This is a genomic window from Serratia proteamaculans, assembly GCF_013337185.1.
GTDB classification, from domain to species: domain Bacteria; phylum Pseudomonadota; class Gammaproteobacteria; order Enterobacterales; family Enterobacteriaceae; genus Serratia; species Serratia proteamaculans_D.
In genome coordinates this window covers 359,027-374,352 of the sequence record NZ_SWDE01000001.1, presented here as the reverse complement: position 1 = coordinate 374,352, position 15,326 = coordinate 359,027, and the positions used below count along the sequence as shown (strand labels likewise).

Sequence of the window (15,326 nt, the reverse complement as noted above, 5' to 3'; positions counted from 1 at the left end):
CCCTGCTTCAATGCCGTTGGTGGCTGTATGATAGTCAAAGCGACGTGGTTTGAGTAGTGGCGCACGCGGTGCGCTGGACGCTGCGGTTCATTCCGCGTAGGGTATTTTATCCGGTGTTCAATGCCTGCCAGTCAGCATCGACGCCTTGATTATCCCGCCGCAGAGTGGGAAACCTGTCTTTAACCCCCTGAAAGTAAGAGGCAACAATGTATCCAGATACTCAACTCTATATCGACGGACAATGGCGCAACGCAGTCGCCGGTAAAACCACGCCGGTCACCAACCCCGCTACCGATGAGGTGATTGGCAGCGTGGCACACGCCACCACAGCCGACCTCGATCTGGCGCTGACCGCAACCGAACGCGGTTTTAAAGTCTGGCGCGAAACCTCCGCTTACCAGCGGGCCAATCTGATGCGTAAAGCCGCGGCACTGTTTCGTGAGCGTGCAGATAAAATTGCCGCGATCATGAGCCAGGAGCAAGGCAAACCTGTGGCGCAGGCCAAGGTGGAAATTCTTAACTCGGCGGACGTGATTGACTGGTTTGCCGGCGAAGCCAGCCGCACCTACGGCCAGATAATCCCGTCCCGCAGCCAGGACGTTCAGCAGCAAACCCTGAAGCTGCCGGTGGGGCCGGTTGCCGCGTTTACCCCGTGGAACTTCCCGATCAACCAGATCGTCCGCAAACTGTCTGCCGCGTTGGCCGCGGGTTGTTCCATCATCATTAAAGGCCCGGAAGAAACCCCGGCCTCCCCGGCGGAACTGATCAGGGCCTTTGCCGACGCGGGCATTCCTGCCGGTGTGATCGCACTGGTGTACGGCACCCCGGCAGAAATCTCCGAGTACCTGATCCCGCATCCGACCATTCGCAAAATCTCGTTCACCGGTTCAACCCGCGTGGGCAAACATTTGGCGGCGCTGGCCGGGCAGCATATGAAAAAAGCCACCATGGAGCTGGGCGGTCATGCACCGGTGCTGATTTTTGACGATGCCGATCTTGATGCGGCTGCCAAAGAATTGGCGCTGGCCAAGTTCCGTAATGCCGGTCAGGTGTGCATCGCGCCAACCCGCTTCCTGATCCAGCAAGGCGTTTATGAGGCCTTTGTCGAGAAGTTCACCGCTGCGGTGCGTGAAATCAAAATGGGCAATGGGCTGCAGGACGGCGTGACCATGGGGCCGATGGTACTGCAACGCAGCGTGGACGCCATTGAGGCCTTCGTGAAGGATGCCATCGCCGAAGGTGCCAAAGCCACTACCGGCGGCAAGCGCGTGGCCGGCCCCGGCAACTTCTTCGAACCAACGGTATTGCGCGACGTGCCGCTGAGTGCGCGAGCGATGTCTGAAGAACCCTTTGGCCCGGTCGCCCTGCTGCGCCCGTTCGCCAGCTATGAGGAGGCCATCGCCGAAGCCAATCGTCTGCCTTACGGTCTGGCGGCCTATGCCTACAGCCGCAGCATCGCTACGGTGACGGCGTTGGGCCGGGATGTGGAAAGCGGCATGCTAAGCATCAACCATATCGGTTTCGGCCTGCCGGAAACGCCGTTTGGCGGGGTTAAAGACTCCGGTCACGGTACCGAAGGCGGCAGCGAAGCCATCGAATCCTATCTGGAAACCCGCTTTGTTACCGTTGCAGGGCGTTAATTAACAATACCCTCTCCCTTGGGAGAGGGTTCTGCCTGTTTCCCCTCACCCTGGAGAGGGAGATCCTCACTCAGGCTTCAGCGTCCACATTACCTAGACCTCGTTCAGCCAACCTTTTCGAACAGCAACCGTGCCGTCGGGGTCAACCCCAGCATATGAATACAGGCGTGTACCATGCCCGGCAGCCGTTCACAGCGCACCGCTACCCCATCATCACGCAACCGCTGGGCATAATGCTCGGCCTCATCGCGCAACGGATCGTACTCACAGCTCAGAATGGTCGCCGGTGGCAGTTGCCGTAACGTCTCGGCATGCAGCGGTTCTGCGTAAGGGTCATGCCCCTGGACTCCGTCAGCCAGATACTGCCCCCAGCAAAACTCCATGACCTCCCGGGTCAGGAAGTAACCTTGCGCATAAGCCTGATAACTCGCCGTATCCATAGCGCGACTCAACGCCGGATACAGCAACAGCTGATGTTCAATCCCTGGGCCATCCCGGTCGCGGGCCAACAGCGTAACGGCGGCTGCCAGATTACCACCGGCGCTGTCACCGCCAACGGCCATGCGATTGACATCAATCCCCCACTCGTCGGCCCGTTCAACGACCCCGCACAGCGCCTGATAAACATCCTCCAACGGCCGTGGATAAGGGTGTTCCGGTGCCAGTCGGTAATCAACTGACAGGATCAGCCGCCCAGTAGCGTTCGCCAGTGCCTGACAAGGTTTGTCATACAGCGCCAGCGAACCCAGGCACCAGCCGCCGCCGTGGGCGTACAGCATCGCCGGCATAGGTTTCCCCATTGCCACGCCCGCTGGCCAGTAAGCCCGAATGGCGATCTTATGCCCGTCGTCGGCGGTCACCCACCCATCCCTGACGCCACCACTGGCTTCGCTTTCGCCTTGCAATGCCAGCAGCCCAGCCTCTGCGGCTGCGCGCATCTCAAACAAGGAGGCAGGTGCGGCGGCCCCCGCCGTTTCCGTCAGAAAATGGGCAATCTGTGGGTCAAGCGGCATCAGCCAGGCTCCCCAACAAGAATGGTACCACCAGAGCGATAAACGCCTCAGGGCACTCTTCGGTGATAAAATGACCGCAGTCAGCGACAGTTTCGCCGCGCAGGTTAACGGCGTTGCCCTGCAACGTGACATAGGGCGCATCGCCGGTGGCGTGCTCGGCACCAATGGTCATCACCGGCATGCTGAGCGGTGTCTCGGCCCGAAGCTGGTTTTGCCGGATGGTTTCCGGAATGGCGCGATAATAATCAAAACCGGCCCGCAGGCTGCCGGGGGCAGAATAGGCGGCGATGTAGGTTTCCGCCGCCACCCGATCGCGACGATAGGACCAGCGGTTAAAGATATAGCTCAGATACTCCCGCTCGCGACCCAACGTCAAGGCTTCAGGCAAATCCGCCAGTTGGTTGAACATGAAGTGCCACAGGAAAATGTTTTGATCTGCCGGCACAAAAATCGGTGGCGCGGGTGCCAATCCGGGGATCACCGCCTCCGTCAGTACCAGCCCCGTCACCGCCTGTGGGAAATCGCTCGCCATGGCATAACCCACCCACATACCAATGTCATGGCCGACCAGTTGATAGCGTGAATGCCCCAGTTGCAGCATGGTCTGGTGCAAGGTCGCGGCCACGCTGCCGGTGTCATAGCCGCCGTTCGGCTTGTCCGAATCGCCAATGCCCGGCGGATCTACCGCTATCGCCTTAAAGCCTGCCGCCGCCAGCGCCTGCATCACATGACGCCAGGTGTACCAGGTTTGCGGCCACCCCGGGATCAGCAGTACCGGCTGCCCTTCGCCCAGCGTAACGCAGTGAATTCGGTTGCCGTTTACCCGCGTATAGACGTGTTCGGGTTCAGGTCCATTCAACATGGATCCGTTATTTTGCAGTGTCATCGGTGTTCTCCGTGGTGGAATAGCGTGGCTCAGCGCAGGCCAAGCAAGGTATTGATTTGCTGCTGGTCAACCGGCGCACCGGCAAAGTCATCAAACACCTTGTCGGTGACGTTGATGATGTGATCACGAATAAAGGCCGCACCTTCGCGGGCGCCATCTTGCGGATGTTTCAGGCAGCACTCCCACTCCAGCGTCGCCCAACCGGCGTAACCATGCTGGGTCAGGCGCGAGAAAATGCCTTTGAAATCCACCTGGCCATCACCCAATGAGCGGAAACGCCCGGCACGATCGGTCCATGACTGATAGCCGCCGTAAATGCCCTGCCGTCCGGTCGGGTTGAACTCGGCGTCCTTGACGTGGAACATACGGATGAAGTCCTTATAAATATCGATGTAATCCAGATAGTTCAGCTGTTGCAGCACGAAGTGGCTCGGGTCGAACAGGATCTGGCAGCGCGGATGAGCCCCAACGCGCTGATGGAACATTTCAAAGGTCACGCCGTCGTGCAGATCTTCACTCGGGTGGATTTCATAACACAGATTCACCCCCTGCTCGTCGCAGGCGTTAAGCACCGGTAGCCAGCGTTTGGCCAGTTCATCGAACGCCGTTTCGATCAGCCCCGCAGGACGCTGCGGGAATGGGAACAAATACGGCCAGGCCAGGGAACCGGAGAAGGTGCCCATCTCACTGAGTCCCAGCCGCGCAGAGGCTTTGGCTGCCAACAGCAACTGCCGGTGCGCCCACTCACCTCGCGCCTGCGGGTTGCCATGCAGTTCCGCTGGCGCAAAGCTGTCGCACAGTGCGTCATAGGCCGGATGCACTGCCATCAGTTGGCCAAAAATATGGGTAGTGAGTTCACTGACCACCAGGCCATGGTCTGCCAACATGCCGACCAGCTCATCACAATAGGTTTGGCTTTCTGCGGCGGTGGCCAAATCAAACAGGCGGCTGTCCCATGCCGGGATTTGCAAAGCTTTAAAGCCGGTTTGTGCCGCCCACTGGGCGATAGTCGGCAGGCTGTTAAAGGGGGCGGCATCGTCACTGAACTGTGCCAGATGCAGGCTTGGGCCTTTCAAGGTTTTCATCCTAAACTCCTATTGGTTGTCGATTGACAAACAATAGGCTTAAATCAATTTCTCAGCAAGTGAATTTTAAAAAATCGTTGGTATTACAGTGGAATTAAGCGATCCTGTTGCGCAGAACAACAGGTAATCAGGAGCAGAGGAATGGCAGGCAGACCGCGCGAATTCGACCGTGAACAGGCGTTATTGAAGGCTCGGGATCTCTTCTGGCGTCAGGGGTATGAAGGCACCTCCATGTCGGACTTGGTCGCCGAGTTGGGCATTGCCTCTGCACGCATTTATAAAGCGTTCGCTTCGAAAGAGTTGCTGTTCCGCGAAGCCATTGCCAGCTACGAAAACCATGAAGGTGGCTTTGCCGATCGCGCCTTCAGCGAAGAGAGCAGCGTACGCGTGGCAATAAAACGCCTGCTGGACGACGCGGTGGCGCTCTACAGCCGCACCGACCTGCCGCAAGGTTGCATGGTGGTCTCTTCTGCCGCCAGCGTCAGTGACGAAAACAGCGGTATCAAAGACTGGCTGGCAGAACACCGCCTGCAGCGTACTCAGGGCATGATTGACCGGCTGCGAACCGCCGTTGCGACGGGGGAACTGCCACCAGAAACCGATGCGGAAGCCCTCGGCGACTATTTTGCCGCCTTCCTGCACGGTTTGTCGGTGCAGGCGCGCGATGGCGTCAGCCGCGCCCGGTTAGAGGCCGCGGTCAAGGTTGCACTACTGGCGCTGGAAAACGGTGGGTAATCATTCCGGCAGATCAAATATCACCAGGGTGCCGTGGCTACCTGCCAGTACCCGGTGAGGCACGCCGGCAGTGGCCTGATACAGTTGCCCGGCATTAACCCGAATCTCTTCGCCCTGCACTTCAATTCGCAGCTGCCCGGAGATCACCAGTAATCCCTCATGATAATCATGAACTTCAACGGCAATTTCCCGCTGATCCATCCGCAATACTTTGATATTGGCCGGGCCGACACGGCCCAGTACGCTGGAACGCCACGCTTCCGGTAAATCGCTGGCCAGCGCAGTAAGATCGAATAATGACATAGGGCTTCGTCCGTTAGCAGCTCCATCGCTGCCACGGCAATTTACCCTCTCACTCGCCGGTGGCTAAATACCCATTGATTTTAACCTATAGCCAAACGGCTCACACCGGCACCCGTCGGCTGATTTCGACCACCTGATCGCTCGGCAAATAATAGTAATCCGTCACGTGCATACCGTTACGCACCATCAGCGCAAAAATGTTGCGTTGCCAGGCAGGCAATCGGTCGTTGGCTTCGCGGCGCACCACGCTCTCATGCCCTAAATAATAAGTGGCGTCACCAAAGTTCAATCCGGTTTTTTGCGCCTCGGCATGCTGCAGCAAGCGGGGAATATTGGGTCGCTCCATAAATCCATAACTCGCCACGCCGCACCAAAACCCCGGCGACTGTTGCCGCATCACCAGCCGTTCGGCATTTGCTACCCGGGGTTCATTAACGATCATGATATGCAGCGCCAACACATTGGCATGCAGCGACCCGTTACGTTTTACGTGCCATTTCATCACCGGCGGCGTACCGCTCAGGGTACGGGTAAGAAAGATTGCCGTGCCCGGAACCCGAGGGATCTTTTCTGCCTCGAGATGCGCCAGAAAATCTGCCAGCGGCACGCTTTTCTCCCCTAATGTGCGGGAAGCGGCGATCACCCCGCGATGCCAGATTAACATCACGCCATACACCAGGGTGGCCAGCAGCAGTGGTACGTAGCCGCCCTGCATCACCTTGCTGAGGTTGGCCAACAGGAAGCTGAGATCGACGATAAAGAAGCCGCCGGCCACCAACAGGCTGGCGATCGCTCCCCAGCGCCACACCTCGCGCATGGCCACAAACAGCAGGCCGGTAGTCATGATCATGGTGAGCGACACGGCGATACCGTAGGCGGCTGCCAAATTGTCAGACGATTTGAAGAACACCGTCAGGAACACCGTTACCGCCATCAGCAACCAGTTGATGGCACCGATGTAAATTTGCCCGTAGCTCTCTTCGGTGGTCTGTTTTACCAGTAAGCGCGGCAGCCAGCCGAGCTGGATCGCCTGACGGGTCATGGAAAACGCCCCGCTGATGATTGCCTGGCTGGCGATGATGGTGGCCAGGGTCGCCAAAATCACCAACGGAATTTGCAGCATCGGTGGGCACAGGCGGAAAAAGATATTTTGGGTGACGTCAGCACCAGAGAGGATCAGCGCGGCCTGCCCGGCATAGTTCAGTAACAGACTGGGGAAAACAATGCCAAACCAGGCGAGCCAGATCGGTTTTTTGCCAAAGTGCCCCATATCGGCGTACAGCGCTTCCGCACCGGTGACACAGAGAAAAACGCCGCCCAGCACCAGAAAACTGGTCAGCCCGTTGGAAAACAGAAAATCAATGCCATACAGCGGGTTTAGCGCCATCAGCACCGCCGGATGCTGGATAATTCCCCAAATGCCCAGCGCGGCGATGGAAAAGAACCACAGCGCCATAATCGGCCCGAAAACTTTGCCGATACGCGCGGTGCCCAAGGGTTGAATGGCGAACAGGCTGATCAGGATCACCACCGCCGCCGGCAAGATATAAGGTTGAGACTCGGGCAGGACAATATTCAGCCCTTCCAGCGCCGACAATACCGAGATCGCCGGGGTGATCGCGCCATCGCCGTAGATCAGCGCCGCACCAAACAGCCCGGCAAACACCACCATCGGTCGGATCTTTTTCTTACTGACCAACAACGACATCAGCGCCATGATGCCGCCTTCACCACGGTTATCGATACGCATGGCAAACATGGCGTATTTCAGCGAGGTCACTATCACCAGCGTCCAGAAAATCAGCGACAGCAGGCCAAGGATCACCGGTGGCGAAGGCGCATCACCGGAGAGGAACAGCACGGTTTTCAGGGTATACAGCGGGCTGGTGCCGATATCGCCGAACACCACCCCCAATGCGCCACCGGCCAGCAACGGCAGGCTCATTTTAGGCGTTTCCGGTTCGTTCCCTGTAGTCATTGTGGACTCCCGACCAAGCCATTTTGGATATCATCAGAATAGTCAATTCAGGCAGTTAGCGTGAGCCCTTTATTGGCATATTGCCCTCAGGCCCCGGCTTCTTTGAGCAGCCAGCGTTGCAGGTTCAGTCCTTCCGGCGACAGTTCGGTGTTTTGTCTTATGCACAGGTAGTAATCTCGGCCGTCATCAATTGCCAGGTCAAACAGCTTAACCAGTTCGCCGCTGCTGAGATAAGGCGCGATCAACGGCTCTCGCATCAGGGCGCATCCCAACCCCGCCTGCACTGCCGCCAGCGTCAGCAAGCCATCTTCAAACATCGGGCCAGTACTGCGTAGCGGCCGACGGGCTCCGGCCAACTGAAACCATTGCATCCAGGTAGTGCGTTCTTCGTCATGCAGCAGCGGCAGGGGTGAAAGCTGATCCGGCGTGTCCAACAGCCCGTGCACCTTGATAAACCCCCGACTGCATACCGGCACCATTTTGCCGGACATCAGTTTTTCACTGCGATAACCGCTCCATTGCCCGGTACCAAAACGAATCGAGATATCGGCAGCGTCACTGAGGTAATTACGGTGGTTGGCGTACACCACATTGATGTCGATATCAGGGTTCTCGCGCAAAAACCCGCGCAAACGCGGAATAAACCAGCCCATGCCGAACAGCGGGATCAGGCTGATGGTGACCTGCCGGGAAGCCGATTGCTCACGCACCTGCTCGGTCGCCTGACGCAATACGTTAAACGCCGAGCGGATCGAGCGGTAATAATCCCGTCCTTCGTTACGCAGGATCAGGTTACGCCCCTGCCGCTCGGTCAGCGGCATTTGCAGAAAGGCCTCCAGCGTTTTGAGTTGGTGACTGACTGCCGAAGGGGATATCGCAAGTTCTTTCGCCGCGGCGGTTACGCTACCCAGGCGGGCGATAGCCTCAAACGCCCGCACCGCGCGCAGCGGCGGATCGTTAGGCAACGCGGTGACGCATTGTTCTGTTTTTTTCATATGTTGACTATTTCGGTTAAACATCAGCGACGGTTTAAAATTAATATACAAATAAATCAACAAATTAAAAACACACATTTTCCGTATAAGAAATTATATTTCCTTATTTTACAATTTTCTCTAACTCTCTACTCTGAGCTTCCTGAATCATAATTTTTCGGGACTCCCCCTATGGATACGCTGGTACAGCAGACCGTCAACGGATTGATGCTCGGCAGCATTTATGCGTTGATCGCCCTGGGTTACACCATGGTGTATGGCATTCTGCGTATTATCAATTTTGCCCACGGCGATGTGCTGATGGTCGGCGCACTGAGCGCCCTGTCTACCCTCGGCGTGTTGCAACATCATTTCCCTGGTCTGTCACCTTACGTCATGCTGTTGCTGGCGGCGCTGGTTGCCATGGCGGTCTGCGCGTTGGTGTCGATGAGCATTGAACGGCTGGCCTACCGTCGCCTGCGTAATGCCCCGCGTCTGGCACCGCTGATCAGCGGGATTGGCGTATCGCTACTGCTGCAAACCCTGGCGATGCTGATCTGGTCGCGCAATCCGTTAATGTTCCCGCAACTGCTGCCAATGTCACCTATCGCCCTGACCCAGGGTAGTGCCGGACACGCACCCGCGGTGATCACCGGTACCGGTATCGCCACGCTGGGGGTCGCCGTGCTGGTAATGGTCGGGTTACTGCTGCTGGTCGAGCACTCGCGCTTTGGCCGCGCCATGCGTGCTACGGCGGAAAATCCGCAGGTTGCCGGCCTGATGGGCATCGATCCCAACCGCATCATCATTCTGACCTTCGCCCTCGGCGGCGCGCTGGCCGCCATAGCGGGCATCATGATGGCCAGCAATTATGGCAATGCCGGTTTTTCCATGGGCTTCTTACCGGGCATCAAGGCCTTCACTGCTGCCGTGCTGGGCGGTATCGGCAACCTGCGCGGTGCCATGCTCGGCGGATTATTGCTGGGGCTGTTCGAGTCGCTGGGCACCGGTTATCTCGGCGAACTGACCGGCGGCACCTTCGGCAGTAACTACCAGGACGTGTTTGCCTTCCTGATATTGATTGCCGTACTGGTATTGCGCCCATCCGGGCTGCTGGGCGAGCGCGTCGCCACCCGCGCCTGAGGACACAAGATGACTATTCTGACCGCTTCTACTCTACACACCGCTTCCCCACACCGCGCCAGACTTGGTGTGGTTCTGTTTATGCTCGGTCTGCTGCTGGCCCCCTGGGTGGCCGGATCCGTCGGCGGCAACTATTGGGTGCGGGTTGTCGACTTCGCGCTGCTGTATCTGATGCTGGCGTTGGGTCTGAACATCGTGGTCGGCCTCACCGGTCTGCTGGACATGGGATTTATCGCTTTTTACGCCGTCGGCGCCTATCTGACCGCGCTGCTTTCATCACCGCACCTCACTCAACAATTTCCGCTGCTGTTGCAGTGGTTCCCTGAGGGGCTGCATCTGTCGATTCTGTTGTTGATCCCACTGGCAGCGGTGCTGGCCGCGCTGTGCGGCATTTTGCTGGGGGCACCCACGCTGCGGTTGCGTGGCGACTATCTGGCGATCGTCACGCTGGGTTTCGGTGAGATAGTGCGTATTTTGATGCGTAATCTGGACCGTCCGCTCAATATCACCAATGGTCCTAAAGGGATTTCCGCTATCGATCCGGTCACGCTGTTCGGCCTGAAGTTTTCCGGTATGCACTCGTGGTTTGGCATCCGTTTTTCATCCCTGTATCTCTATTACTACCTGTTCGCCGCCCTGCTGTTGCTGATCCTGTTTACCTGCCTACGCCTGCAGCATTCGCGGGTTGGCCGCGCCTGGACCGCCATTCGCGAAGATGAGGACGCGGCGCGGGCGATGGGCATCAACACACGCAACTTCAAGCTGCTGGCTTTCGCCATTGGAGCTACTTTTGGCGGTGTCGCCGGCGCACTGTTTGCGGCGTTCCAGGGTTTTGTTTCACCGGAATCCTTCACCCTGCAAGAGTCGATTGCCGTATTGGCGATGGTGGTGCTGGGCGGCATGGGCCACATACCCGGCGTGATCCTCGGCGCGTTACTGCTGGCCGCCCTGCCAGAACTGCTGCGCAGCACCATGGGGCCACTGCAACAGGCGCTATTCGGCCAGGTGTGGATAGATCCAGAGATTATTCGCCAACTTTTCTATGGGCTGGCCCTGATTCTGGTGATGCTTTATCGCCCGGCAGGCCTGTGGCCGGCACGTCACCAACCGGGAGCCGCTGCATGACGCCACTTCTCACACTCAGTCACGTCAGTAAACGCTTTGGCGGGCTGACCGCGGTGGATGACGTCAGCATCCGCATTCACCAGGGCGAGATTTACGGATTGATCGGGCCGAACGGTGCGGGAAAAACCACCTGTTTCAACCTGATCACCGGCCTGTACCGCGCCGACAGCGGCGAGTTTCGTCTGCAGGATCGTCGCTACAAGCCGCAGGCCATCGACAAGGTGGCACAGGCCGGTATCGCCCGTACCTTCCAGAACCTGCGCTTGTTCAATGAAATGAGCGTTCTGGAGAACGTGATGGTCGGTTGTCATCTGCGCACCCGCAACGGTTTATGGGCGGCGATCTCACGCCATCGGCGTGCCCGAGAGGAAGAGCAAGCCACACGAGAGAAATCCCACGCGCTGCTGGAGTACGTCGGCATCAGTCAGTTCGCCCACTATCGCGCCGGCGATCTTTCCTATGGTCACCAGCGGCGCTTGGAAATCGCCCGGGCGCTGGCAACCGAACCGAAATTACTGGCGCTGGATGAGCCGGCAGCCGGTATGAACGCCGCCGAAAAAGTGGCGCTGCGCGAGCTCCTGCAACGTATCCGTGAAAGCGGCAAAACCCTGTTGTTGATCGAGCACGACGTCAAGCTGGTGATGGGGCTATGCGATCGTCTGACGGTGCTTGATTACGGCAGAGTGATCGCCGAAGGCGAACCGGCACAGGTGCGACGTGAACCGGCGGTGATCCGCGCTTATCTGGGAGGGGCGGCCGATGTCTGAACCCTTATTGATGGTCAAACAGTTAAAAGTATCTTACGGCGGCATTCATGCAGTTAAAGGCATCGATTTTACGGTAAACAGCGGCGAACAGGTGACTTTAATCGGTGCTAACGGTGCAGGTAAAACCTCGAGCCTGCGCGCGCTGACTGGCCTGCAACCCTTCGAAGGGGAAATCCTGTTCGACGGGCGTTCCATTCGCGGCGTGCCACCGCATCGCTTATTGCAACAGGGGCTGGTGATGGTCCCGGAAGGACGCGGTATTTTCGCCCGAATGACGGTGCTGGAAAACCTGCAACTGGGTGCCTATTCACGCCGTGACAAACCGGCGGTACGTCAGGATCTGGAACAGGTTTGCTCTATTTTCCCGCGTCTGCGTGAACGGCTGCAACAGCAGGCCGGGCTGCTTTCCGGCGGTGAACAGCAGATGGTGGCCATTGGCCGGGCGTTACTCAGCCATCCGCGCCTGTTGGTGCTGGATGAGCCCTCCATGGGGTTGGCACCGATCGTGGTGGAAGCCATTTTTGAGGTCATCAACAGCCTTTCTCGTGACGGTGTCACGCTGCTTTTAGTGGAACAAAATGCCCGACTGGCCCTGGCATCCACGGATCGCGCCTATGTGCTGGACAGCGGCAGCCTGAGCCACTGTGGTCGCTCTGCCGACCTGCTGGATGATGAAAAAATCAAACAAGCCTATTTGGGCGAATAACTGTTTTTACTTTTAACCACACCGGGAGTTTTACATGAGCAAGATAACTCGCTTCAAGCCGTTGGCGCTGGCCGCCTCCATTCTGGTCAGCCTGGGCGCGACTTCACCGGTTCAGGCCGATGAAACTATTTTGATCGGCCTGGCAGGCCCGCTGACTGGCCCTTCTGCCCGTATCGGCAAGGATTTGGAAAATGGCGCGCAGTTGGCAATCGCCGATGCCAACGCCCAGAAACCGACGCTGCAAGGCAAGCCGGTCACCTTTAAACTGCTGTCCGAGGACGATCAGTCCGATCCGCGCACCGCCGTTGCGGTAGCCCAGCGTCTGGTGGACGAAGGCGTCGCCGGCGTGGTCGGCCATTGGAACACCGGCACCAGCATCCCGGCGGCACGCATTTACCACGACGCCGGTATTGCTCAGGTCGCACCGGTCGCCACTGGCCACGGCTATACTCAACAAGGGTTCGATACCAGCTTCCGCGTAATGGGCCATGACGATGACGGCGGTCATTATGCTGGCGACTATGCGGTGAAGGTGCTTAAGGCCAAGCGTATTGCGGTAATCGACGATCGTACCGCGTTCGGCCAGGGGCTGGCAGATGAGTTTATCAAGTCGCTGGCGGCTCAGGGCCTGCAACCGGTAGCGCGGGAATATGTCGACGACAAGACCGTTGATTTCAGTGCGGTACTGACCACCGTGCGCAGCAAGAACGCCGATTTGATCTTCTTCGGCGGCGTGGACTCGCAGGCCGCCCCGCTGGCCCGTCGCATCAAACAGTTGGGGATGAACACCCAACTGATGGGCGCGGGTGGTTTTGTCAGCCAGACTTTCCTGACGCTGGCGCAGAAAGAAGGTGAAGGCGTGGTGGCACTGGAGCCTGGCCTGCCGCTGGAACAGATGCCAGGCGGCAAAGCCTTTGAGCAGGCCTACCGTGACCGCTACAAAACCCATATCGAACTGCATGCGCCGTTCGCCTACGACGCCACCCGGGTATTGATTGCCGCCATCGAGCAGGCGGGATCCGCCGATCCGGCCGATTATCTGCCGAAATTGCGCGCCATTCATTATCAGGGCGTCACGGGCACTATTGCATTCGATGCACAGGGCAATCTGCAGCAGCCGAGCTTCACCCTTTATCGGGTGGTTGACGGTAAATGGCAGCCGCAAAGCGTACTGGGCGGCGCAAAAGCACAATAACGATCTGCAAGGCAGTGAGGAGCAAGGCAATGAGCGAAGCAAAAAACGAATTGGGTATTCTGGCCCGGCGCCGGATAGAGGCGGAAATCATCAAGCCAATCTACCAAATCCTGGTGCGTGAGATCGGTAAAGAGCGAGCGCAAGCGGTGATTGGTGAAGCCATCGAGAACGCAGCCATTGAGGCCGGTAAAAACTTTGCCGCACAGGAACCGAATGGCGCTGATTTGCAGAGTTTCGCCGCCTTGCAGTACCTGTGGGAAAAAGACGATGCGCTGCAGGTTAAGGTGATTAACCAGGATCCGCAACATTTCGACTATAATGTCACCCGCTGCCGTTATGCCGAGATGTACCACCAGATGGGGCTGGGTGAAATCGGCCACCTGCTGTCCTGCGCCCGTGACAGTCAGTTTATCGTCGGCTATGCGCCGGATGTCGAACTGAAGCGTACCCAGACCATTATGTCCGGCGCGTCCTGCTGCGATTTCCGCTACACCGCCAAATCGCAAGGGGAGAAAAAATGACGCATCAGGTGAATGGCGAACGCCTGTGGCAAAGCCTGCTCGACATGGCACGGTTCGGCGCCATCCCGAAAGACGGCGTCACCCGCCTGGCGCTCAGCGAAGAGGACCGTCAGGCACGCGACCAATTGCGTGACTGGGCGCAGGAAGCCGGTTGCAGTGTACGGGTCGATCGGATGGGTAATATGTTTTTGCGCCGTGAGGGGACTCGCCCCGAGTTGGCACCGGTGATCACCGGTTCTCACGTTGACTCCCAGCCCAACGGCGGTCGTTTCGACGGTATTTATGGCGTCTTGGCCGGTCTGGAAGTGATCCGCACCCTTAACGATCGCCAGATTGCCACCGAACGAGCGCTGGAAGTGGTCAACTGGACCAACGAAGAAGGCGCACGTTTCGCCCCGGCGATGATTTCCTCCGGCGTGTTTGCCGGGGTGTTCGACCTGGCTTACGGCCTGTCACGCAGCGATGCACAAGGCATCAGTATCGGTGAGGCGTTGCAGCAGATTGGCTACGCCGGTGAACACGCCGTGGGTAATATGCCAATCCACGCCGCCTTTGAGCTGCATATTGAGCAAGGCCCGATCCTCGAAGCGGAAAACATTGAGATTGGCGTAGTGACCACCGCGCAAGGTCAACGCTGGTATGAACTGGAAATCATCGGTTTTAGCGCCCATGCCGGTACCACGCCGATGGATCGCCGCCGTGACGCCCTGCTTGGTTTCGCCACCCTGGTTACAGCAGTCAACACCATCGGCATGAATTTCATGCCTGACGCGCGCGCCACAGTGGGTATGGCACAAATCACCCCCAATTCGCGCAACGTGGTGCCTGGCAAGGTGTTCTTCAGCGTTGAGTTTCGTCACCCGCAAGAGGCGGTGCTGGAACAGATGGAACAACAGCTGTTGGCAGCGGTGGCCGAAGTCGGCACCCAGGGGCTGAGCGCCAGTGCGGAGCGTATCTTCCAGTATCAACCCATACGTTTTGATCAAGGCTGTATCGACAGCGTCCGCCAGGCGGCACGGGCGCTGGGATATTCACACCGCGATATGGTATCCGGTGCCGGACACGACGCCTGCTACCTGAGTCGGGTGGCCCCCACGGCGATGATTTTCATTCCCTGCGTGGACGGTATCAGCCACAACGAACTGGAAAACATCTCGCCTGCGTGGGCGACCGCCGGTGCCAACGTGCTGCTGAACGCGCTGCTGGCGCAAACCCGTGCCTGACCCCGCTGCCCCGGTGGATCAACCGGGGCCTG

At 58.3% G+C, this 15,326-nt stretch carries 15 protein-coding genes; 9 read left to right on the top strand and 6 right to left on the bottom strand.

Going from position 1 to position 15,326, the window contains the following annotated elements; genetic code table 11:
* Positions 1-206 precede the first annotated feature (206 nt).
* Complete coding sequence (locus FCL49_RS01840) at positions 207-1,640, top strand: NAD-dependent succinate-semialdehyde dehydrogenase (RefSeq protein ID WP_174352168.1); 1,434 nt, start codon at positions 207-209, stop codon at positions 1,638-1,640.
* A 104-nt stretch (positions 1,641-1,744) separates the two neighbouring features.
* Here FCL49_RS01840 and FCL49_RS01835 read toward each other — a convergent pair whose 3' ends face one another.
* Genes FCL49_RS01835 through FCL49_RS01825 form a run of 3 tightly spaced genes read right to left on the bottom strand, consistent with a single transcriptional unit; the run spans position 1,745 to position 4,624 of the window.
* Positions 1,745-2,653: an alpha/beta hydrolase gene (locus FCL49_RS01835; protein ID WP_174352167.1), complete on the bottom strand. Its 909-nt coding sequence runs from the start codon at positions 2,651-2,653 to the stop codon at positions 1,745-1,747.
* Positions 2,643-3,539, bottom strand: a complete 897-nt coding sequence (locus tag FCL49_RS01830; protein ID WP_174352166.1) for an alpha/beta fold hydrolase — start codon at positions 3,537-3,539, stop codon at positions 2,643-2,645. The genes FCL49_RS01835 and FCL49_RS01830 overlap by 11 nt, the downstream gene beginning before the upstream one ends.
* Before the next feature lie 29 nt (positions 3,540-3,568).
* Positions 3,569-4,624, bottom strand: coding sequence for a sugar phosphate isomerase/epimerase family protein (locus tag FCL49_RS01825; protein WP_174352165.1), 1,056 nt, complete (start codon positions 4,622-4,624; stop codon positions 3,569-3,571).
* Between the two features lie 141 nt (positions 4,625-4,765).
* Between FCL49_RS01825 and FCL49_RS01820 the strand changes: the two genes are divergently transcribed.
* Positions 4,766-5,359: a TetR/AcrR family transcriptional regulator gene (locus FCL49_RS01820; RefSeq protein WP_174352164.1), complete on the top strand. Its 594-nt coding sequence runs from the start codon at positions 4,766-4,768 to the stop codon at positions 5,357-5,359.
* On the opposite strand, the gene FCL49_RS01815 is transcribed toward FCL49_RS01820, so the two are convergent.
* The 3 genes from FCL49_RS01815 to FCL49_RS01805 form a co-directional block, all read right to left on the bottom strand.
* A complete protein-coding gene (locus FCL49_RS01815; protein WP_174352163.1) occupies positions 5,360-5,662 on the bottom strand; it encodes a cupin domain-containing protein in 303 nt (100 codons plus the stop codon).
* 100 nt (positions 5,663-5,762) lie between these two features.
* Positions 5,763-7,640 carry a potassium transporter Kup gene (locus FCL49_RS01810; RefSeq protein ID WP_174352162.1) on the bottom strand — a complete coding sequence of 626 codons (1,878 nt, stop codon included), beginning with the start codon at positions 7,638-7,640 and terminating at the stop codon, positions 5,763-5,765.
* A gap of 86 nt (positions 7,641-7,726) precedes the next feature.
* Complete coding sequence (locus FCL49_RS01805) at positions 7,727-8,713, bottom strand: LysR substrate-binding domain-containing protein (protein ID WP_174352161.1); 987 nt, start codon at positions 8,711-8,713, stop codon at positions 7,727-7,729.
* 93 nt (positions 8,714-8,806) lie between these two features.
* On the opposite strand from FCL49_RS01805, the gene FCL49_RS01800 reads away from it, so the two are divergent.
* From FCL49_RS01800 to FCL49_RS01770, 7 genes are read left to right on the top strand one after another with little or no spacing between them, the layout of a single operon-like run.
* Complete coding sequence (locus FCL49_RS01800) at positions 8,807-9,757, top strand: branched-chain amino acid ABC transporter permease (protein ID WP_174352160.1); 951 nt, start codon at positions 8,807-8,809, stop codon at positions 9,755-9,757.
* A gap of 9 nt (positions 9,758-9,766) precedes the next feature.
* Positions 9,767-10,882: an ABC transporter permease subunit gene (locus tag FCL49_RS01795; protein WP_174352159.1), complete on the top strand. Its 1,116-nt coding sequence runs from the start codon at positions 9,767-9,769 to the stop codon at positions 10,880-10,882.
* A complete protein-coding gene (locus FCL49_RS01790) occupies positions 10,879-11,649 on the top strand; it encodes an ABC transporter ATP-binding protein (RefSeq protein ID WP_174352158.1) in 771 nt (256 codons plus the stop codon). The genes FCL49_RS01795 and FCL49_RS01790 overlap by 4 nt, the downstream gene beginning before the upstream one ends.
* Positions 11,642-12,355 (top strand): ABC transporter ATP-binding protein, encoded by a 714-nt coding sequence (locus tag FCL49_RS01785; protein WP_174352157.1) that lies wholly within the window; start codon positions 11,642-11,644, stop codon positions 12,353-12,355. Before FCL49_RS01790 ends, FCL49_RS01785 begins: the two co-directional genes overlap by 8 nt.
* A 34-nt stretch (positions 12,356-12,389) precedes the next feature.
* Positions 12,390-13,550 (top strand): branched-chain amino acid ABC transporter substrate-binding protein, encoded by a 1,161-nt coding sequence (locus FCL49_RS01780; RefSeq protein ID WP_174352156.1) that lies wholly within the window; start codon positions 12,390-12,392, stop codon positions 13,548-13,550.
* Positions 13,551-13,579: 29 nt separating this feature from the next.
* Positions 13,580-14,071, top strand: a complete 492-nt coding sequence (locus FCL49_RS01775) for an L-2-amino-thiazoline-4-carboxylic acid hydrolase (protein WP_174352155.1) — start codon at positions 13,580-13,582, stop codon at positions 14,069-14,071.
* A complete protein-coding gene (locus tag FCL49_RS01770) occupies positions 14,068-15,294 on the top strand; it encodes a Zn-dependent hydrolase (RefSeq protein WP_174352154.1) in 1,227 nt (408 codons plus the stop codon). The genes FCL49_RS01775 and FCL49_RS01770 overlap by 4 nt, the downstream gene beginning before the upstream one ends.
* Positions 15,295-15,326 lie beyond the last annotated feature (32 nt).